Genomic DNA, 21,681 nt, shown 5'->3' with positions numbered 1-21,681 from the left:
TATAGGCAGCTAGAAAAAACAAAAGACAAAAAATATGCTTTTAATCTAGTTTGCGAAATTGATCAAAGCAGCATATGGAAAGGTGGGATCGTATTGTCATTTGTTCACCTTCATGTATATAGCTCATATAGTCTTTTAAAAAGTACGACGAGGATCGCAGAGCTTGTTCAGACAGCAAAGCAAAAAGGGTTCTCAAGCATTGCACTTACTGATCAAAATGTTATGTATGGAACGATTGCCTTTTATAAGGAATGTTTGAAGGCGAAGATTAAACCGATTATCGGTCTGACAGTCATGGTTCAGAGTGAAAGAAACGAAAGCTCTTACCCCCTCGTGCTGTTAGCGAAAAATCAAAAAGGGTTTCATCATCTCCTCAAAATATCGAGCGTTGTCCAGACTAATTCACCGACAGGAATTCCGATGAAGTGGCTAAGGGGTTATGCGGACGGCATTATTGCAATTTCTCCAGGGACGAAAGGTGAAATAGAAGAGAGCCTTGCAGCAGGAAATTATGATGAAGCTGTAAAGAGTGCCACAGTCTACAAAAAAATCTTTGCAAACGGACATTTTTATTTAGGGATTCAAAATCATGGTATCGCCATTGAAGAAACTATTAATAGAGGCATCGTTGATTTATCTAAAGATTTACAGCTTCAATTGGTGGCTACGAATGAGGTATATTACATCAATAAAGAAGATTCTTTTGCTCATGAATGTCTTCTTGCCATCAAAAATGGGGAGAAATTACAAGATGAGGCAAGAGAAAAGTTAGAAAATAATCACTATTATTTAAAAACAGCGAATGAGATGGGGGAGCTTTTCTCACATCTTCCCGACGCTTTAGAAAATTCCCTTCGAATTGCAGAAGCATGTAATGTCATGATCGAATTAAACCAAATGAGTTTGCCAAAATTCCCAACGAATGGAGAAAAAAGCTCAGAACAATTATTAGAGGAACTTTGCTATAAAGGCTTTCAAGAGAGGTATCGAGAAAGCACGGATGAACACAGAGAGAGATTAGAGTATGAATTAAGCATTATTAAGAACATGAAATTTGCTGATTATTTTTTAATTGTTTGGGATTTTATGAGGTTTTCAAGAGAAAATGGTATTTTAACTGGACCTGGAAGAGGATCTGCAGCAGGATCGATGGTTGCTTATGTTCTGTATATAACTGATGTTGACCCGATTAGCCACCAGTTATTATTTGAACGCTTTTTAAACCCTGAGAGGATTTCAATGCCAGATATCGATATCGATTTTCCGGATCATCGCAGAGATGAAGTGATTGAATATGTTGCGAATAAATATGGAAAGATTCATGTCGCACAAATCATTACATTCGGAACGCTTGCAGCAAAAGCTGTTATGAGGGATGTCGGGAGAGTTTTTGGCCTTCAAGGGAAAGAGCTTGATCAAGTATCAAAGTTGATTCCATCTCGCCCGGGGACGACTTTGACATCTGCGGTGAAAGAATCAGAAGGGTTACGGAAGTTTGTTCAAGAGTCTGTTCTTAATCAACGATTATTTGCCGTGGCAACAAAATTAGAAGGTCTGCCGCGACATACTTCCACCCATGCAGCTGGTGTCGTATTAACGGAAAAGCCGTTGGTAGAGTCGATTCCCATTCAGGAAGGCCATAATGATATTTACTTAACTCAGTATACGATGGATCATCTTGAAGAGCTTGGACTACTCAAAATGGATTTCTTAGGACTGAGAAATTTATCATTGCTGGAGACGATACTCGATTCCATCAATCGAAAAACTGGCAAACGCATGCAGATAAAAGAAATTCCACTGGAAGATGAGGCGACTTTCAAACTCCTCTCGCTAGGGGAAACAACAGGCGTATTTCAGTTGGAATCAGATGGAATGAGAAGTGTCCTGAAAAGATTGCAACCAAGCCGCTTTGAGGATATCGTAGCTGTCAATGCTTTATATCGACCAGGACCAATGGAGAATATACCGCTGTACATTAATCGAAAGCATGGAAAAGAAGCGGTTACCTATCCTCATCCTGATTTGATTCCTATTTTAGAGCGTACATACGGTGTCATTGTATATCAGGAGCAAATCATGCAAATCGCTGCGAAAATGGCTGGTTTTTCTTTAGGTGAAGCGGACCTGTTAAGAAGGGCAGTTTCAAAGAAGAAAAAAGAGGTCCTTAATAAAGAAAGGGAACACTTTGTTCAAGGTGCTCTTGCAAAAGGCTATGACCAAAATACAGCTGACGAAATTTATGATTTAATTGTTAAGTTCGCCAATTATGGTTTTAACAGGAGTCATGCTGTCGCCTACAGTGTGATTGCTTACCAATTAGCTTACTTAAAGGCACATTATCCGGTGCATTTTATGGCAGCTCTCCTATCATCGGTGAGCAACAGTGAAACAAAGATTGCACAATATATACGAGAAATCAAACAGATGGGGATTGGGCTTCTGCCGCCATCGATCAACCAAAGTGGTTATTCATTCCTTGTTGAGCAAAATGGAATTCGTTTTAGTTTAGCAGCCATTAAAGGGGTAGGGGTTGCAGCTCTTAAAGAAATTTTTCAAGCAAGAAAGAATAGAAAGTTTGTTGATTTATTCGATTTTTGTCTTAGAGTTTCTACACGAGCGGTGAATCGCAAGGTGCTTGAAGCTCTAGTTCATTCAGGGAGCTTTGATGAATTTGGGAAAGATAGGGCGGTTTTGCTGGCGAGCATTGATGTTGCGATTGAGCACGCCCAGTTAGTAAACCCGAATGAAGAAGGAGTAGGGGATTTATTTGCGGATGAAGAGACGTTTTTTTTAAAGCCCAAGTATGTTGAGGTCAGCCCGATTGAAGTGGAACTGAAGCTTCAATTTGAAAAAGCTGTTCTTGGTTTTTATTTATCAGATCATCCCGTCTCCATTTTTAATGAGTACCTGGAGCGACTAGCGATTACAGAAATTGAATTTGCTCAACCAAATCAAAAATGGGTAAAGTCGCTCATTAATATAACGGAACTTAAAAAAATTCGTACGAGAAAAGGAGAAGAGATGGCGTTTTTAGCTATTTCGGATCAAAGTGGCGATATGGATGCCGTTGTATTTCCAACTGTTTTTAAACGTTTCGCAGGTGTTTTGCAAAAAGGCAATATTGTCATTATTGAAGGGAAAATAGAGATTCGTGAGGAAAATAAACAATTTATTATCCAGTCCGTCTTTGATGCTAGAAAGGTAATCGAGGATATGAAAAAACCGGCGGCTACCTTATATTTAAAAATTGAAAAAGAAAAGGAGACAGCCCCTCTTTTAGCAAAATTAAAAGAGCTTATTAAGGAGCATAAAGGATCAACTGCTGTCGTATTATTTTATGAAAGCAAAGAGCGGACGATTCGATTAGGACAAGATAGTATGGTTGAACCGAGCGATTCATATCTGCATACATTGAAGCTGTTGCTAGGAGAAAAAAATGTAATTTTGAAAAGTGAATCATGAACGCTATTATTAAACAATGATTCAAAATATTAATCTTTACAATTTAAGTGAATATGGTATATTGTTCTAATATACAGCGTGGTCAGACCACTTGCGGATTTTAGAGGGGTATAATCGGAAAAGGGAGTGAATTTGGCTTGACTTTACGTGAAGAAGCATTGCATATGCATAAAATCAACAAAGGGAAATTGGAATCAAAATCAAAAATACCGGTAAGAAATGCAAAGGATTTAAGCTTAGCCTACTCACCAGGAGTGGCAGAACCATGTAAAGCGATTTATGATAAGCCTGAAAGTGTTTATGATTATACGATGAAGGGTAATATGGTAGCAGTTGTCTCAGATGGGACAGCTGTGCTTGGTTTGGGGAATATTGGCCCTGCCGCTGCCTTGCCGGTTATGGAGGGGAAGGCTGTCTTATTTAAAAGTTTTGCTGGCGTAGATGCTTTTCCTATTTGTTTAAATACCTCAGATGTGGACAAAATCGTAGAAACAGTCAAGCTTCTCGAGCCGACATTCGGTGGTGTAAATTTAGAAGATATTGCTGCACCTAAATGCTTTGAAATAGAAGAAAGACTAAAAAAGGAAACTTCTATTCCCGTATTTCATGATGATCAACACGGGACAGCGATTGTTACGGTCGCTGGGTTAGTAAATGCTCTTAAGCTAGTTGGAAAGAAAATGACTGAAATTAAAGTTGTTGCTAGTGGAGCAGGAGCAGCAGGAATTGCTATTATAAAATTATTATATCATTACGGAGTTCGCGATCTTATTATGTGCGACACGAAAGGCGCTATTTATGAAGGGCGCTCTTTCGGTATGAACGCGATCAAAGATGAAGTATCAAAATTCACGAATCGCAATAATGAGGAAGGTAGTCTCGCCGACATTATAAAAGGTGCGGATGTTTTTATTGGCGTTTCTGTGGAAGGTGCTTTAACTACAGAAATGATTCGCTCTATGAATCCGGATCCGATTATTTTTGCGATGGCAAACCCGAACCCTGAGATTATGCCAGATGATGCGAAAGAGGCAGGAGCCAAAGTGGTTGGTACTGGTCGCTCGGATTTCCCTAACCAGGTTAATAATGTACTAGCTTTTCCAGGGATTTTTCGAGGGGCATTAGATGTGCGTGCGACACATATAAATGAAAAGATGAAGGTCGCTGCTGTAGAAGCAATTGCTAACCTCATAGGAGCAGACGAGCTATCAGCAGATTATGTTATTCCCGCACCATTTGATCCGAGAGTCGCTCCGGAAGTTGCTGCGGCTGTTGCCAAGACAGCAATGGAAACAGGTGTTGCTCGTATTAAAGTCGATCCAGAAGAAGTGAAGCGGAAGACGAGCCGGCTTGCTATCATTGGTAAAAGTGAGTGATGAAGAAATTTGAATTCTGAAGCTGTAAGCAAAAAAATTTACATTGAAATTGTGAAAAAGATTAGAATGATGATTGATGAGGACGGGCTTAAGCCTGGTGATAAAATCCCTTCAGAACGGGAACTTTCGGAGCGCCTCCAAGTTGGGCGCTCCTCCGTTCGAGAAGCATTGCGAGCAATTGAATTATTGGGTTTAATAGAAACACGAAGAGGGGAAGGCACCTTCCTCCGAGATGCCCGCGGTAATCAAATGGTTCAGCTGCTGAGCACCTTCATCCTACAGGATCAAAAAGCAGTCAAAGATCTAAAAGATACCATTCAGTTTATTGAAATGGACTGTTTAAGAGTGATTCTGCAAAGAAATAATGATCATAAGATTGCTCATTATCGGCAGACGGTCGAAGTGCTGGATGACGTGTCAGATGACGAGTTTTTTTTGAAGATGATGGAATTGGCGAATAATCATTTGCTCTATCGCATCTGGGTCGTTTTAAACGACTTTTATCGCTCTGTAGATTTGAAAAAAGAGGCGAGTTCCAAACCTGCTTATTTAGCAGTATTAGATGCCTTAATGGCTGGAGAAGAAAAAGAAGTTATAGAAAAGTACAAGAGATTAAGAAAATTATTGTGAAAATAGGCTCTTTTCGCGAACATCATTGTCTCATTGTTGCAGATAAGAGCGAAAAGTGCTGTGTAATAATAACACATTACGCTTATAAAGATGCCCACGTCTGTTTTAGGACATGGACAAAAAGAGTGAAAAATCACATATCGACAACAAATGAGAAACATTCACACATGGAAAGTTAGAATTTTTTGCCCTGAAGTAGGCATTTCTTTATCCGTTAGTGGCCAGACCACTAAGGAAGAGAATCAAAATGTGTGACATGGGGAGGTTAGAGAGACCGTGATCAAGGATTTATTTACAAAACCAAAAAAGAAAAAGTATGCAACAATCCCTTCTGAAGCTGCAAAACATGATGTACCTGAAGGTATTATGACAAAATGTCCAAACTGTAAAAAAATCATGTATTCAAAGGAATTAACCAAAAATCTTAAAGTCTGTTTTCACTGTCAATATCATCATCCAATGAATGCAAATGAGAGAATTGCCAGTTTTTTAGATCAAGGGAGTTTTGCGGAAATGGATCAGCAGTTGACTTCTAGTAATCCACTGCAATTCCCGGAATACATTGAAAAACTGGAAAAGGATCAGAAGAAAACGAAGTTAAATGAAGCGGTTGTAACTGGTACGGGACGTGTTAATGGGCATGAGGTTGTCATTGCTATTATGGACTCTACTTTTCGAATGGGCAGCATGGGCTCGGTTGTCGGTGAAAAAATTACGAGGGCGATTGAAAAGGCAGACGAGCTTTCCGTACCCTTTATTATTTTCACTGCTTCTGGTGGGGCAAGAATGCAAGAAGGGGTCTTAAGTCTCATGCAAATGGCTAAAACAAGTGTAGCTTTGAAACGGTTTAGTGATCACGGCGGCTTAATTGTATCGATTATGACTCATCCAACAACAGGTGGAGTTTCAGCAAGCTTTGCCTCATTAGGAGATTATAATTTTGCAGAACCGGGGGCCCTAATTGGTTTTGCAGGAAGAAGAATCATCGAGCAGACAATCCGTGAGGAATTGCCAGAAGACTTTCAAACAGCAGAATTTCTTTTAGAAAAGGGCCAGTTAGATGCGGTTATCTCTAGGCTCGATTTAAAGGAAAAAATGACTACAATACTCGATATTCATCAGCCTGGAGGTGACTTCGAATGGTTGGAGAACTAGAATTTGAAAAACCGGTTGTCGAGCTAAGAAAAAAAATCTCGGAATTAAGAGAGATTACGAAAGAGGCGGATGTCGATCTAACAGATGAGATTGAAAAGCTGGAAGTCCGTCTTGAAAAATTAGAAAAAGAGATTTATGAAAATATGAAACCTTGGGATCGGGTTCAAATTGCTCGCCATCCTAATCGTCCGACTACTTTAGATTATATTTCTCTTCTTTTCACGGATTTCTTTGAATGTCATGGCGATCGTAACTTTGGCGATGATGAAGCAATTGTTGCCGGGATCGCAAAATTCCAGGGGCTTCCCGTCACAATCATTGGGCATCAACGGGGGAAAGATACAAAGGAAAATATTCGCAGAAATTTTGGAATGCCTCATCCAGAGGGATATCGCAAAGCGCTTCGAATCATGAAGCAGGCGGATAAATTTCGTAGACCAATCATTTGCTTTATTGACACAAAAGGTGCTTATCCCGGAAAAGCGGCTGAAGAAAGAGGGCAAAGTGAGGCGATCGCACGAAATCTTTTTGAAATGGCAGGACTTCGTGTCCCCATTATTTGTATTGTCATTGGTGAAGGCGGTAGTGGCGGGGCGCTGGCGTTAGGCGTAGGCAACCATCTTCATATGCTGGAGAATTCAACATACTCTGTTATTTCTCCTGAAGGTGCTGCTTCTATTTTATGGAAAGATGCGTCAAAGGCAAAGCTTGCTGCTGAGAAAATGAAAATAACTGCACCAGATTTAAAAGAGCTTCATGTAATTGATGAAATTATTCCGGAAGTTAAAGGCGGGGCACATAAGGATATGGCATTGCAAGCAGAAGCCATTCATCACGCCCTTGTTCAATCACTAAAAGAATTATTGCCACTAACTGAAGAGGAGCTCATCGCAAATAGATACGAAAAATATAAACAGATTGGCGAGTATGCCGTTCAAACCGATAATGAATATATAAGTACAACTTACAAATAGGGATATGCAAAAAGACGTACTTTAATGAAAAAAGTACGTTTTTTTGCTTAAAATACCATTATGAAGCGTTTGCATTTTACCGACTATTCTGCCATATTGATGTAAGCATTTCCATAAGTTGTGAACCTATATGCTTCATGGTATTTTAGAAGTAAATAATACAGGACATTCTGTTCATAATAAGAAGGTGAATTGAAAATACTAGCAAAGCTTTTGTAATAGCTAGCAGATTATTTAGGTAGATATTTGTATTTTTATAGGTGATAGAGTGATTCTTTATCATGTCAAAAGTCATTATGCTTGAGGTGATTAATGTGAAGAAGATAGGCGTATTAACAAGTGGGGGAGATGCTCCAGGAATGAACGCAGCTATTCGCGCTGTTGTTCGGAAAGGTATTTTTCATGATCTAGAGGTTTATGGAATTTATGGAGGTTATTCAGGGTTAATATCAGGAAATATAAAAAAATTGGAACTTGGTTCTGTAGGTGACATCATACATAGAGGCGGTACATGTCTATATTCTGCCCGCTGTGAAGAATTTAAAACAAAAGAAGGACAGCAAAAAGGAATTGAACAACTGAAGAAGTTCGGCATCGAAGGTTTAGTAGTGATCGGTGGAGATGGTTCTTATCGCGGAGCTAAAGCCCTTACAGAACAGGGGTTTCCTTGTGTCGGTGTACCAGGAACAATCGATAATGATATTCCTGGAACTGATTTTACGATTGGCTTTGATACGGCATTAAATACCGTTATTGACGCGATCGATAAAATTCGTGATACAGCTACATCACATGAAAGAACATTTATCATTGAGGTTATGGGTCGTGATGCTGGAGATATCGCATTATGGTCTGGTCTAGCTGGTGGTGCTGAAACAATTCTCATTCCAGAAGAAAATTATTCAATCGATGATATCGTCGCCCGGCTAAGAAAAGGAAGCGAGCGCGGCAAGAAACACAGTATTATTATTGTTGCTGAAGGAGTAGGCAGTGGTGTTGAAATCGGGAAGCAGATTAAAGAAGCAACCAATTTTGATACACGTGTGTCAGTGCTAGGACATATGCAGCGTGGAGGAACTCCAACAGCAAATGATCGTGTGTTAGCAAGTCGCCTAGGTGCACGGGCTGTAGAATTACTTCTGGATAAAAAAGGCGGACGCGCAGTAGGAATTGTGAAAAATGAGCTAGTTGATTATGATATTATTGAAACATTAGAAAATATGAAGCATCAAATTAATATGGGTATGCTAAAGCTTTCAAAAGAACTATCTATTTAATCTTCGATTTTATAAGTAATCTAAGATAGCTGCGATAGATAAAAAAATCAACGATTTTTCAGGAGGGTTACACGTTAGATGCGTAAAACAAAAATAGTTTGTACAATTGGTCCAGCTAGCGAAAGCGTGGAAAAGCTCACGCAACTTATGGAAGCTGGGATGAATGTTGCTCGTTTGAACTTCTCCCATGGAGATCATACAGAGCATGGTCAGCGAATAAAAAATATCCGCGAAGCTTCAAAAAAGGAAAATAAAAACATCGCTATTTTATTAGATACGAAAGGTCCAGAAATTCGTACCCACAATATGGTGAATGGGGCAATCGAATTAGAAGCTGGAAAAGCAGTTACCATCTCCATGAATGAGGTGGAGGGAACTGTAGACAAATTTTCAGTTACATATGAGGGTTTGATTGATGATGTTCAAATTGGAGCAAAAATCTTATTGGATGATGGGTTGATTGGTCTTGAAGTGTTGGAGATTGATCGCGGTGCGAAGGAAATTCATACGAAAATTTTAAACGGGGGAACATTAAAAAATAAAAAAGGTGTTAATGTTCCAGGTGTATCTGTAAACCTGCCGGGAATAACAGAAAAAGATGCAAAGGACATTCTTTTTGGAATTGAGCAGGGAGTGGATTTTATAGCTGCCTCGTTCGTTCGCCGTGCTTCTGACGTAATGGAAATTCGTAAACTTCTTGAAGAAAACAACGGGACTTATATTCAAATCATTCCAAAAATCGAAAACCAAGAAGGCGTTGATAATATTGACGAAATCTTGGAAGTGTCAGATGGTTTAATGGTTGCTCGAGGAGATCTAGGCGTTGAAATTCCAGCTGAAGAGGTTCCTCTAGTGCAAAAAGAATTAATTAAGAAATGTAATGATTTGGGGAAACCTGTTATTACCGCAACACAAATGCTTGATTCTATGCAAAGAAATCCACGCCCGACAAGAGCGGAAGCAAGCGATGTGGCGAATGCTATTTTTGACGGAACCGATGCAATTATGCTATCAGGTGAAACAGCAGCAGGTATGTATCCAGTTGAAGCAGTGCAAACAATGCATAATATTGCTTCCCGTGCAGAATCCGCACTTGACCATAAACGTCTTTTAACAAAAAGAACGAAAGCGATCGAAACCAATATTACTGATGCAATTGGTCAATCTGTTGCCCATACAGCGTTGAATCTTTCTGTTAATGCGATTATTACGCCAACTGAAAGTGGTCATACTGCAAGAATGATTTCAAAATATCGCCCACAGGCTCCGATTATAGCAGTGACGTATCATCCATCAGTATATCGTCGTTTATCTCTTGTTTGGGGAGTATACCCACAATTGGGAGAAAGTGCAAATACAACTGATGATATGCTTGACATCGCCGTTCAAGAAAGCCTTAATAGCAAGGTAGTGAAGCATGGTGACTTAGTTGTTATCACAGCCGGAGTTCCAGTTGGTGAATCCGGTACAACCAATCTCATGAAAATTCATGTAGTGGGAGATGTGCTTGTAAAAGCTCAGGGAATTGGCCGTAAATCAGCTTATGGAAAAGTAGTTGTTGCACGAAATGCAGGAGAGGCACTGGCAAAGGTAACGGAAGGTTCTATACTTGTTACGATTGGTTCTGATGCTGATATGGTTCCAGCGATCGAGAAGAGCGCCGCTTTAATCACTGAAGAAGGTGGTTTAACAAGCCATGCAGCAGTAGTCGGATTAAGCTTAGGCATTCCAGTAATCGTAGGTGCTGAAAAAGCAACAACAATCTTAAAAGATGGACAAGAAGTAACAGTAGATGCAACAAGAGGTGTCATTTATAACGGTCATGCAAGTGTCCTATAATAGGTCACGTTTTTAGAGTTTGTTCGAATAAAGCAAGTGGCGAAAAACGGATTGTTTTTCACCACTTGCTTTTATATTTTGGGCAAATGCCGCAATGAGCCTTATCGATCCTCTCCCAATGTGAATTGCTCGTATGATGGCAAGGAGTTTCCACAATCTTTTGATCGGAACGAGCGCGATCTTGTTGGACGGGGACAAACAAGCTCGGATCTGAGGGCTTTTTGTCAGCATGAACGCTGTAAGAGGACAAGATTAGGTTAAATTTGGTGAACTTTGTCCGCATGAGTCCCTTATGAGGACAAAACATACATGAAAAGTGCGAGAGTATGTCTTCATATTCTCTGTATGAGAATCCTTTGCAAGTTCTTCATGATTTTTATATGAAGAACTTTTGGTTTTTTTTGTGAGATTCAATGCTAGGGAGATTAGACTTTGTACTGGGCCACAAAAATTTGTGGAAAGAATTTTGAGAAGGGGCAAACCTTTTTAAACAGCCCTTTTCGATGTGAGCAGAGGTGTAGTGCGCGAAGGACAGAATGAATGTTTTATCGCAAGAACAAGCCCTAACGTTTGCACGTCGATGGGGAGGATGAACAGCCTTTTTGCGTGTGTCTTGCTTAAAGAGGTCGATAAAGGCGTTTTTCTTATCATTCGTTTTTTTAGGAGGACAGGAATATAATAAGGTATGGGGACAACAAGGTAATGGCTTGAAAAGGAGGTTAACTATGAGATATATATTGTTACTTTTGCTTATAATCCCGGTGGGGGAAATTTTCGTTTTACTCCTTTCCGGCAAGATAATTGGTGTTTGGACAACGATATCCATCATTATTTTAACAGGAGTTTTTGGCGCCTATTTGGCAAAGAAGCAGGGACTAGAAATGTTAAAAAGGGCTCGATTAGACATGCAGTATGGCAGGGTACCTGGTGAGGCGATTGTCGATGGAATGTGTATATTTGTTGGGGGAGTATTACTTTTAATTCCTGGATTTATTACGGATGCATTCGGTTTTTTATTGCTTATCCCACAAACACGGCATTATTTTAAAGCACTTTTGAAAAAAGGCTTAAAGAAATGGATCGATAATGGTAATGTGACCATTATTCGATAACGGCAGGACCGTTCCCTTCGTGGAACACTTGTGATAAAGAGTAAAATGTAGGCATTGTCTAAATGCGCAGATTGTCAATAAATATCGGTTTGGAAATGTCAAACTTTCTTTGTTGCAACAGTCTTTTGAACTGAGCAAGGTCCCGTATAGCTTCCAATCAGTAATTTCCTCATAAAAGGTGTCCAAAATGGACTGTCCCCCAAAAAGTTAGAGTGAAACTTACTTGAGGGGACACACTCATTTTGGGCACCCTTTCTGTTTTTATGCTTCCTTCCCTTTGATAAATGCCCAAATATCTTTAAAAACATTGGCTCTATTTAATGTTGTGATTAAAACTAATGTGACGGGGCCCACGATTAAACCAAGGAACCCGATCAGTTTAAAGCCTACAAATAGGGCAATTAATGTTGCGAGTGGGTCTAACCCAATGTTTGAAGATAAAACCTTTGGTTCCATGATTTGTCTTTGCACAAGGACGATTATGTAGAGCACCCCTAATCCGATAGCCATGGAAACTTCTCCAATTACTGCTTCATAAATGATCCATGGGACAAATATTAATCCTGTTCCTAAGTACGGGATAATGTCAACTAGGCCAGTGACAAGGGCTATTGTAATAGCATAATCTACTCGAAGGATGATAAGCCCAATTAAAATAATCAACGTTGTAAGTGAAACAAGTGTTAGCTGTGCTTTAACAAAGCCAAACATAGCTTTTTTTAAATCTAAAAGCACGGTTTGGGTGCTTGACTTTGCTTTCGAAGGAAGGAGTTTCCCTGTTAAAGCAGATAAACGTTTCCAATCCTTGCTAATGAAAAATGTTGCTAATAAGGAAAATATAACGACTGTAGCCGCATTTGGAAACCATGTGACGATATTCGGGATTTTTCCGAAAAAGGCTTGGATAAAGTTTCCCAAGGTTGTCCCAATCGTTTTTCCTACGTTTTCAATATTTTCTAAGATCGTATTTTGTTGTCCTGTATCAAGACTGTTGAACATGCTTGTTATTTGATTGTAAAAAGGAATGATTTGTGCAGCAAACAAATGTTCAATGTAATCAATCAATGTTTCTAAGTGTTTGGGAACAACTTGTGCTAAGTAATCTGCACCTGAAACAATTTCAGCAATAAGCAATGTGATCAGCCCTGCAAAAATAGCAAATATGAGCACGAGACTTACTAAAACGGCGAGAGTCCTTGGCATTCTTGCTTTCTTTTCGAAAAAGTTGACCAAAGGATTGATCAAAAAGGCGATAATCAATCCGATTATGAAAGGATAGGTAATCTTTGAAAGAAAGTATAAAGAAAGAAAACCAAGGATGACAATTCCAACAACAATGACAAATCTAACAGTTCGATGCAAGTATGTACTATTCAATGTGAACCTCCTTATTTAGTTGATATGCTAATAACTATTTCTAATCACTACGTATGAAAAATAAAAAAGATTCTCATTCTCTCAAAATTTGTAAAAAACCTTAAAGGAATGAAATATTGATGTTATGTTACAATAACATAGAAGGGTGAAAGGGTGTTTTTGAACGATGTTTTCTCAACCATTGTTGTTTTTACTTCTATTATTGGTTATAGGGTTGGTTGCTAAAAATAGCTCCCTAATTATAGCAGTTGCTTTTCTTCTTATTATGAAGGTATTTGGTGCAGATTCAAAGTTTTTTGCAATTTTACAGTCGAAAGGAATTAATTGGGGAGTAACAGTGATCACAATAGCTGTATTAGCTCCCATTGCAAGTGGGGATATTGGATTTAAAGATCTTTCCGGGGCATTTAAATCACCATATGCATGGATTGCGTTAATTTCTGGGATCGTTGTTGCTTTATTAGCGAAAGGCGGAGTATCGTTATTAACGGAAGATCCTCATATTACAACGGCTCTTGTTCTAGGAACAATTATTGCAGTTTCGCTGTTCAAAGGAATTGCTGTTGGTCCTTTAATAGGGGCAGGAATCGCTTACATAGCTATGAAGGCCTTCGATTTTTTTAAATAGTTGCTTCTTCCGTGTGAGGTTAGATGGGTAGTGATAGGATTTTTCCAATCCACTCTAGTCAGACACTGTACAACTCTTTTGCTGTGTAGAATGAAAGAGTTATATTTTTCTAATAAAATATTAGTTTTTTCACATTTTAGTTACTTTTCATTCACAAATGTCAGATAATTGTTTATAATAGGACTTGTAAGCGCATCCGTATTGTGATGCGAAACAAACAAATAAAAGATTGCGTATTTGTGCATCATTTTAGCGGTGAGTTCAATTTGGTGAAAGCTTTTCTTTTTTGAATATAATTGAGCAACCGCTCAGGGGATGTCTTCACAGTTAATTGTCCGGACTTTTAAGTCGGGCTTTATGGTCTTTGCGATCATTTTTTGTAACGTGAATCAATTTCATAATTTCGTTTGCTGTAAAGGACGAAAGGTGATAGCTGCTTTTCTTTATAGATTCAAAATCATTTGTTTTTTTAGAGACCTTTGCAAATTGTGGAATCGATTCAAGGAACAGAGAAAATGGTATGGGGAAATTTTAAATGGTAAAGGAGAGGTTGAGCATGACAGTGACACGTGGTCTTGAAGGGGTAGTAGCAACATCGTCGTCTATAAGTTCAATTATCGATGACACACTAACATATGTAGGGTATAACATTGATGATCTCGCGGAGAATGCTAGTTTTGAAGAAGTCATTTATTTACTTTGGCACAGAAAGCTTCCTACACAAGCCGAATTAGAAAAATTAAATAAAGAACTGGCTGATAATGCAGAGTTGCCAAAAGAAATAATTGAGCATTTTAAGTTGTATCCAATTGATAAAGTTCATCCGATGGGTGCGCTCCGTTCAGCTGTTTCTTTATTGGGGCTTTATGATGAAGAAGCGGATTTAATGGAATCGGAGGCGAACTATCGAAAAGCAGTGCGTTTACAGGCAAAAATGCCGGCAATTGTGACTGCGTTTGCCCGTATTCGCAAAGGACTTGAACCTATTGCACCAAGAAAGGATTTAAGCTTTGCAGCAAATTTCCTTTATATGCTTTCAGGAAAGGAACCAGAGCCAATAGCCGTTGAGGCATTTAATAAGGCACTTGTTCTTCATGCCGATCATGAACTAAACGCTTCAACTTTTACAGCTCGTGTTTGTGTGGCAACCCTGTCAGATGTTTATTCTGGTATTACTGCAGCAATCGGGGCTCTTAAAGGACCGCTCCATGGTGGTGCAAATGAAGCGGTAATGAAAATGCTAACGGAGATTGGTTCTGTTGACAATGTTGATTCCTATATTCGTGAGAAGCTTGCCAAAAAAGAAAAAATTATGGGCTTTGGCCATCGAGTATATCGCCAGGGGGATCCGCGCGCTAAACATTTAAAGCTTATGTCTGAAAAACTGACAAATCTTACTGGTAAACCAGAATATTATGAAATGTCCACCCAAATTGAGAGCATTGTGACGGGTGAAAAGAATTTACCACCTAATGTAGATTTTTATTCTGCATCTGTTTATGATAGTCTTGGAATCGATCATGATCTATTTACACCAATTTTTGCAGTGAGCCGTGTATCAGGTTGGTTAGCACATATTTTAGAGCAGTATGATAACAATCGCTTAATTCGTCCTCGTGCAGAATACACCGGCCCAGGAATGCAGCAGTATATACCGGTTCAACAAAGAGGCCAATAAGTCTTTCATCGATTTTATTATTTTTAACCTTTGAATATACTTATGGTAAAATAGAGTAGTAAAAGTGTTTATTAAAGGTATTTTTTGTAAAAAATGTGAAGTCTATTTGTCCAATCTTGCTTTTATATAAGTCGTTGTTGTGCGAGGGCTAACTCGAGTCGCTTTTCGCAACATACAACATCTTTATATAAATTCAGCCAAGTAAGAATGACTGCGATAGGAATGAGGAAAGGTTAGTAGACAAAGGCCATTGGTCTAGGTCTCTAACCTTTGATTACGCATTTAAAGGCAGCATGAATACTGGGACATACGAATTTGGAGGGAGAATGAAAATGACAGGAGAAAAAATCACAGTAACAAACGGGGTATTAAATGTTCCAAATAATCCAATCGTACCTTTTATTGAGGGAGATGGAATTGGTCCTGATATTTGGGCAGCAGCATCAAGAGTATTGGACGCAGCTGTTGAAAAAGCATATAAAGGCGAGCGAAAAATTGAATGGAAAGAAGTTTTAGCGGGGGAAAAAGCCTTTAACCAAACAGGTGAATGGCTTCCGGCAGAAACTCTTGACGTCATTAGAGAATATCTTATCGCGATTAAAGGGCCATTAACTACACCTATCGGCGGTGGAATTCGTTCATTGAACGTTGCTCTTCGCCAAGAGCTTGATTTATTTGTTTGTTTGCGTCCAGTGCGGTGGTTTGAAGGAGTTCCATCTCCAGTGAAGCGTCCGCAGGATACTGATATGGTTATTTTCCGTGAAAATACTGAGGATATCTATGCAGGTATTGAATATGCAAAAGGTTCTGAAGAAGTAGAAAAACTAATCTCATTCCTAAAAAATGAGTTAGGCGTTAATAAAATTCGCTTTCCTGAAACATCAGGTATTGGTATTAAGCCTGTATCAGAGGAAGGTACTAGCCGTCTAGTCCGTTCCGCAATTGAGTATGCTCTTAAAGAAGGACGCAAGTCTGTAACCCTTGTACATAAAGGTAATATTATGAAATTTACTGAGGGTGCTTTTAAAAACTGGGGTTATGAATTGGCAGAGAGAGAATACGGTGATAAAGTATTCACTTGGGCACAATACGATAGAATTAAGGATGCAGAAGGTGTGGAAGCAGCTAATAAAGCTCAGGCAGAGGCGGAAGCAGCAGGGAAAATTATCGTGAAAGATGCCATTGCTGACATTTTCTTACAACAAATTTTAACACGTCCTCGTGAATTTGATGTTGTGGCCACGATGAATTTAAATGGTGACTATATTTCTGATGCCTTAGCTGCTCAGGTTGGAGGAATCGGAATTGCTCCAGGTGCAAATATCAATTACGAAACAGGACATGCGATTTTTGAAGCTACGCATGGAACTGCTCCAAAATATGCTGGTTTAGATAAAGTTAATCCATCATCTGTTCTCCTATCTGGTGTGTTATTATTAGAACATTTAGGATGGAATGAGGCAGCTGATCTTATTACAAAATCTGTGGAGAAAACCATTGCCTCGAAAGTGGTAACATATGACTTTGCTCGCTTAATGGAAGGTGCCACAGAAGTGAAGTGCTCTGAATTTGGTGATGAATTAATTAAAAATATGTAAGTGTTGCCTTGAGACTGACTCATTTTTTGGGTCAGTCCTCTCCAGTTTAGAAAAGAGTGAATCTTTAAGGAGGAAATCATTATGACTTTGAAGCGTAAAAAAGTGTCAGTCATTGGTGGGGGCTTTACAGGAGCAACAACGGCGTTTTTATTAGCACAAAAAGAACTTGGTGATGTCGTACTAGTAGATATTCCGCAAATGGAAAACCCAACAAAGGGAAAAGCGTTGGATATGCTAGAGGCTAGCCCTGTGCAAGGATTTGATGCAAATATTACAGGTACTTCGAATTACGAAGATACTAAGGACTCGGACATAGTCGTGATCACGGCTGGAATTGCCCGTAAACCAGGAATGAGCAGAGACGATTTAGTTCAAACCAACCAAAAAATCATGAAAAGTGTGACACAAGAGATTGTGAAATATTCTCCAAACGCTTATATAATTGTGTTGACAAATCCGGTAGATGCCATGACATATACTGTTTTCAAAGAATCTGGTTTTCCAAAAAACCGTGTTATAGGCCAATCCGGTGTGCTGGATACGGCACGGTTCCGAACATTTATCTCTCAAGAATTAAACTTGTCAGTTAAGGACATTACGGGATTTGTTCTTGGTGGGCACGGTGATGATATGGTTCCGCTCGTTCGCTATTCATATGCTGGAGGAATTCCATTGGAAACATTAATTCCCAAGGATCGTTTAGATGCGATTGTCGAACGCACCCGAAAGGGCGGCGGAGAAATCGTTAATTTATTGGGAAATGGCAGCGCTTATTATGCTCCTGCTGCTTCATTGGTTGAAATGTGTGAAGCAATATTAAAGGATCAGCGTCGTGTTTTACCTTCGATCGCCTATTTAGAAGGGGAATATGGCTATGATGGCATTTATTTAGGAGTTCCGACGATTCTCGGAGCAAATGGAATTGAGAAAGTGATTGAATTAGAGTTAACAGCTGACGAGAAAGCTGCTTTAGACAAGTCAGCAGAATCTGTTCGAAATGTGATGGCGGTGTTAGCCTAAAAGACGTCGAAAAATCCAGAGTTAAAGCTCTGGATTTTTCTTTTTACCGCTTTTCTATGGTAAAATTAAAAGTGTAAAAATTTAAATAAAACAAAATGTATGCGTTTACAATCAAGGATAGAGGTGGAGGAAATGTTGTTAGGACGGAAAAGGAAATTAGGAAGAATGATAGATGAAATGACTAAAGGTGAAAAATTAACCTTAACAGAAAAGATTGAAGATAAAGATTTATTATTGTATTTAGGGCTAACGGATGATGCAAACCCACTTTATATTCAACATGACTATGCATCTCAAACATCATTTAAGAAGCCGCTTGTTCCGACGATTATGCTTACAGGAATTATTACTTCTGCAGTTTCTAAATATTTACCAGGTCCAGGGAGTCATATTCACAAACAAGAAATACATTTTTTAAAACCTGTTTATCATTATGGGACTGTTGAATTATTTTTTGAAGTAATTGAAGTAGTAAGAAGTACGAATACGATTACAATCAAGGTAGAAGGGAAAAATGAGGACGAAGAATTGGTGATTCAGGGTGAATTGTTAGTTTCACCGCCAGAGCGTCTTGAGAAAATGGATGGAAAGGCATTAGAGAATTTTTAATCATAACGCATTATTAAAACGGCTTTTAGCCATTTCGTGTGAAACCACGTTTTCACAAAGAAAATGAGCCAAAAATCATTACCGACATATAATAATAAAAATTTAGAGGAAAAATAGCAATAGTGGCACGAAAAAGTGCAGCTATTGCTATTTTTTTAAGGTTTGTAAACGATATTATGGCTAATGCAATATCATAGCTTATACACAAACTACTTGTAGAAAATGGATAAAGGCCAATCAATCAAGATGTTAAGGCAGGAACTGCATTAAATTGTTTGCATTGGCAGTATTCAGCTGAATTTCATCTTTTTTAAAGAAAGGTGACTTTGTAAAAGAATTGTAAATTCTGACCTAGAACGAAAAATTATATTATAATGAACATAGGAACAACTGGCGGACAGGAGGAGCTAATCGTGAAAAAAGTACTTGTGGTTGATGATGAACAATCGATCGTTACGTTATTACAATATAATTTACAGCAGGCTGGATACGAGGTTATTACGGCGATGGATGGCGAGGAAGGGATAAATGCGGCCATTTCTGAGCAACCAGATTTTATCATTCTCGACTTAATGCTCCCAAAAATGGATGGAATTGAAGTTTGCAAGCATCTAAGACAGCAAAAGGTATCAACGCCCATTTTAATGTTAACTGCAAAAGATGAAGAATTTGATAAGGTTTTAGGCTTGGAATTGGGAGCCGATGACTATATGACAAAGCCATTCAGCCCAAGGGAAGTAGTGGCGCGGGTAAAAGCGATATTGCGGCGAATTCAAGCACAGCCTTCCGCAGAGGGACAAGAAAAAGAGAAGACAGACTATATAAAAGTAAAATCTTTAAAAATATATCCTGAGCATTATGAGGCATATTTTGATGATGAGCAATTAGAGTTAACGCCAAAGGAGTTTGAACTTCTGTTATATTTGGCACAGCATAAAGGAAGAGTACTAACGAGAGACCAATTGTTAAGTGCGGTTTGGAATTATGATTTTGCTGGTGATACTAGAATTGTGGATGTTCATATTAGTCATCTTCGTGAAAAAATCGAAGAGGATTCTAAAAAACCGACCTTTATTAAAACGATTCGCGGCTTAGGTTACAAGATGGAGGAGCCTAAAGGAGAATGATAAAATATCGAACAAGGCTTCTTTTCGGTCTGGTTACCCTTATTTTTATCGTGTTAATTGGTTTAGGGATACTGTTAGGCCAGCTATTTAAAACTCATTTTATAAGTACATATGATTCACGTCTAAATAAAGAAAGCAGCCTTATTGCCGCCTTCATTGAAGAAGGTGGGGGAATTCATCATTTGAATGAAAAAGAGTTGGATTCATTTAGTGGTACACTCGATAGTAGAATTACTGTAACCGACTTAACTGGAGAGCTTAAATTTGACAGCGGCAGTATTGATAATCAAGTTGATGAAAAAAAGCATTTATCTACTCTTGAAAATATTATCGAAACTAAGGTAAATGGAAATTCAAATGTTCAAGCGTTTGAAGTAGGTGGAGGCTTCAACCTCCATTATTATTGGCATCCAATTTCAAGCAATGGTGCGGAAGAAGGATATCTTTTTCTCAGTACTAAATTGACTGAAATTCAGAAGGCATATCAGCAAATATGGTGGCTGTTAATCATCAGTTTAGGATTGGCGCTTATTGTCATCCTCATTTTAGGAGCACGCATAACTGCAAGATATACGAAACCAATCGAATCGGCAACAAAGGTCGCGATTGAACTTGCAAAGGGCAATTATCGTGCGAGAACTTACGAGGATCCTCTTGAGGAAACAGGAATGTTAAGTACATCCATTAATATATTAGCGCGAAACCTTCAAGGAATGGTTAAGGCAAATGAAATTCAGCAAGGCAGATTAAGCGCCCTCATAGAAAATATGGGCAGCGGGCTCCTCCTTATTAATAGTAAAGGCCACATTAATCTAATAAATCGGACTTTTATCGAAGTTTTTCGTGTGGAAAGGCAAAATTATCTTAACAGGCTTTATTATCATGTTATTGAGCATCAAGAAATTTCTGATTTAATTGAAGAGATCTTCATGACCGAACAAAAGGTAAAAAAACAAATGCATCTTCCTATCGGGATAGAAAGGCGTTATTTTGAAGTATATGGAGTCCCAATTTTAGGGACAAATGAAGAATGGAAAGGGATATTACTTGTTTTTCATGACATTACCGAAATTAAAAAGCTTGAACAAGTGAGAAAGGATTTTGTTGCGAATGTATCCCATGAACTGAAAACACCGATCACATCGATTAAAGGTTTTACAGAAACTTTGTTAGATGGTGCCAAAGAAGATAAGGATGCATTGGAGCACTTTCTTAAAATCATTTTAGAAGAGAGCGACCGCTTGCAATCGTTAATTCTCGATTTATTAGAATTATCAAAAATTGAACAACAAGGGTATACCCTTTCGATTCGCGAAGTCAATATAAATCAGTTGTTAGAGGAAATGTTGCCGATCGTTAATCAAAAGGCAGAAGAAAAAGAGATAAAGATCATCCTACAACCTCTGCAAAAAAATATTACGATCGATGGTGATTATTATCGGTTAAAACAAATATTCATCAATTTGATCAGCAATGCTATTGCTTATAGTTTACAAGGTGGTCGAGTAACGGTTTCGATTAAAGAAGGAAAAAATACAATAGCGGTTTCTATTTCCGATACAGGGATTGGTATTGCGAAGGAAGAAATTCCGCGAATTTTTGAACGCTTTTATCGAGTTGATAAGGCGAGAAGCAGGAACTCTGGCGGGACAGGATTAGGCCTTGCTATTGTGAAACATTTGGTAGAAGCGCATAAAGGAAAAATAAGTGTCGAAAGCGCTCTTGGTAAGGGAACGACTTTCATAATTGAACTTCATAAGACGTTCCCAAAGGAGAGAAAATAAAGCGCAGCACGGGCTTGCGAAAAATCCTATCA

Annotated in this window: 16 protein-coding genes; 15 read left to right on the top strand and 1 reads right to left on the bottom strand. The window is 38.7% G+C overall.

Annotation, left to right across the window (positions count from 1 at the left end; translation table 11 throughout):
* Positions 1-93: 93 nt before the first annotated feature.
* The 8 genes from dnaE (at position 94) to FCJ93_RS14110 (ending at position 11,828) form a co-directional block, all read left to right on the top strand.
* Positions 94-3,465 (top strand): DNA polymerase III subunit alpha, encoded by a 3,372-nt coding sequence (gene dnaE / locus FCJ93_RS14145; protein ID WP_095307922.1) that lies wholly within the window; start codon positions 94-96, stop codon positions 3,463-3,465.
* Positions 3,466-3,602: 137 nt separating this feature from the next.
* Positions 3,603-4,841 carry an NAD(P)-dependent malic enzyme gene (locus tag FCJ93_RS14140; protein WP_095307920.1) on the top strand — a complete coding sequence of 413 codons (1,239 nt, stop codon included), beginning with the start codon at positions 3,603-3,605 and terminating at the stop codon, positions 4,839-4,841.
* A 9-nt stretch (positions 4,842-4,850) separates the two neighbouring features.
* The gene (locus FCJ93_RS14135; protein ID WP_137743975.1) at positions 4,851-5,471 is read left to right on the top strand and encodes a FadR/GntR family transcriptional regulator; all 621 of its coding nucleotides are present in this window, start codon (positions 4,851-4,853) and stop codon (positions 5,469-5,471) included.
* Positions 5,472-5,747: 276 nt separating this feature from the next.
* The gene (gene accD, locus FCJ93_RS14130; protein WP_095307917.1) at positions 5,748-6,626 is read left to right on the top strand and encodes an acetyl-CoA carboxylase, carboxyltransferase subunit beta; all 879 of its coding nucleotides are present in this window, start codon (positions 5,748-5,750) and stop codon (positions 6,624-6,626) included.
* Entirely contained in the window at positions 6,611-7,600 is a 990-nt protein-coding gene (gene accA / locus FCJ93_RS14125) for an acetyl-CoA carboxylase carboxyl transferase subunit alpha (protein WP_137743974.1), read from the top strand. Before accD ends, accA begins: the two co-directional genes overlap by 16 nt.
* 314 nt (positions 7,601-7,914) lie before the next feature.
* Positions 7,915-8,877 carry a 6-phosphofructokinase gene (gene pfkA / locus FCJ93_RS14120; RefSeq protein WP_095307951.1) on the top strand — a complete coding sequence of 321 codons (963 nt, stop codon included), beginning with the start codon at positions 7,915-7,917 and terminating at the stop codon, positions 8,875-8,877.
* 78 nt (positions 8,878-8,955) lie between these two features.
* Positions 8,956-10,716 carry a pyruvate kinase gene (gene pyk / locus FCJ93_RS14115; protein WP_137743973.1) on the top strand — a complete coding sequence of 587 codons (1,761 nt, stop codon included), beginning with the start codon at positions 8,956-8,958 and terminating at the stop codon, positions 10,714-10,716.
* 725 nt (positions 10,717-11,441) lie between these two features.
* Complete coding sequence (locus FCJ93_RS14110) at positions 11,442-11,828, top strand: FxsA family protein (protein WP_095307911.1); 387 nt, start codon at positions 11,442-11,444, stop codon at positions 11,826-11,828.
* Between the two features lie 261 nt (positions 11,829-12,089).
* Here FCJ93_RS14110 and ytvI read toward each other — a convergent pair whose 3' ends face one another.
* Entirely contained in the window at positions 12,090-13,205 is a 1,116-nt protein-coding gene (ytvI, locus tag FCJ93_RS14105; protein WP_137743972.1) for a sporulation integral membrane protein YtvI, read from the bottom strand.
* A 166-nt stretch (positions 13,206-13,371) separates the two neighbouring features.
* Between ytvI and FCJ93_RS14100 the strand changes: the two genes are divergently transcribed.
* The 7 genes from FCJ93_RS14100 to pnpS all read left to right on the top strand — a co-directional run bounded on the left by FCJ93_RS14100 (position 13,372) and on the right by pnpS (position 21,649).
* The gene (locus FCJ93_RS14100) at positions 13,372-13,833 is read left to right on the top strand and encodes a DUF441 domain-containing protein (protein ID WP_137743971.1); all 462 of its coding nucleotides are present in this window, start codon (positions 13,372-13,374) and stop codon (positions 13,831-13,833) included.
* A gap of 556 nt (positions 13,834-14,389) precedes the next feature.
* Positions 14,390-15,511, top strand: a complete 1,122-nt coding sequence (citZ, locus tag FCJ93_RS14095; RefSeq protein ID WP_095307905.1) for a citrate synthase — start codon at positions 14,390-14,392, stop codon at positions 15,509-15,511.
* Positions 15,512-15,843: 332 nt separating this feature from the next.
* Positions 15,844-17,109 (top strand): NADP-dependent isocitrate dehydrogenase, encoded by a 1,266-nt coding sequence (gene icd / locus FCJ93_RS14090; protein ID WP_095307903.1) that lies wholly within the window; start codon positions 15,844-15,846, stop codon positions 17,107-17,109.
* Between the two features lie 81 nt (positions 17,110-17,190).
* Entirely contained in the window at positions 17,191-18,129 is a 939-nt protein-coding gene (mdh, locus tag FCJ93_RS14085; protein WP_095307901.1) for a malate dehydrogenase, read from the top strand.
* A 132-nt stretch (positions 18,130-18,261) separates the two neighbouring features.
* A complete protein-coding gene (locus tag FCJ93_RS14080; RefSeq protein ID WP_095307899.1) occupies positions 18,262-18,738 on the top strand; it encodes a MaoC family dehydratase in 477 nt (158 codons plus the stop codon).
* A 410-nt stretch (positions 18,739-19,148) separates the two neighbouring features.
* Positions 19,149-19,865, top strand: coding sequence for a response regulator transcription factor (locus FCJ93_RS14075; protein WP_095307949.1), 717 nt, complete (start codon positions 19,149-19,151; stop codon positions 19,863-19,865).
* A complete protein-coding gene (gene pnpS, locus FCJ93_RS14070; protein WP_095307897.1) occupies positions 19,862-21,649 on the top strand; it encodes a two-component system histidine kinase PnpS in 1,788 nt (595 codons plus the stop codon). Before FCJ93_RS14075 ends, pnpS begins: the two co-directional genes overlap by 4 nt.
* Positions 21,650-21,681: the final 32 nt, after the last annotated feature.

The sequence above is a fragment of the Robertmurraya siralis genome, assembly GCF_005502275.1.
In the GTDB taxonomy this organism is placed as follows: domain Bacteria; phylum Bacillota; class Bacilli; order Bacillales; family Cytobacillaceae; genus Robertmurraya; species Robertmurraya siralis.
This window is presented reverse-complemented; position numbering and strand designations above follow the sequence as displayed.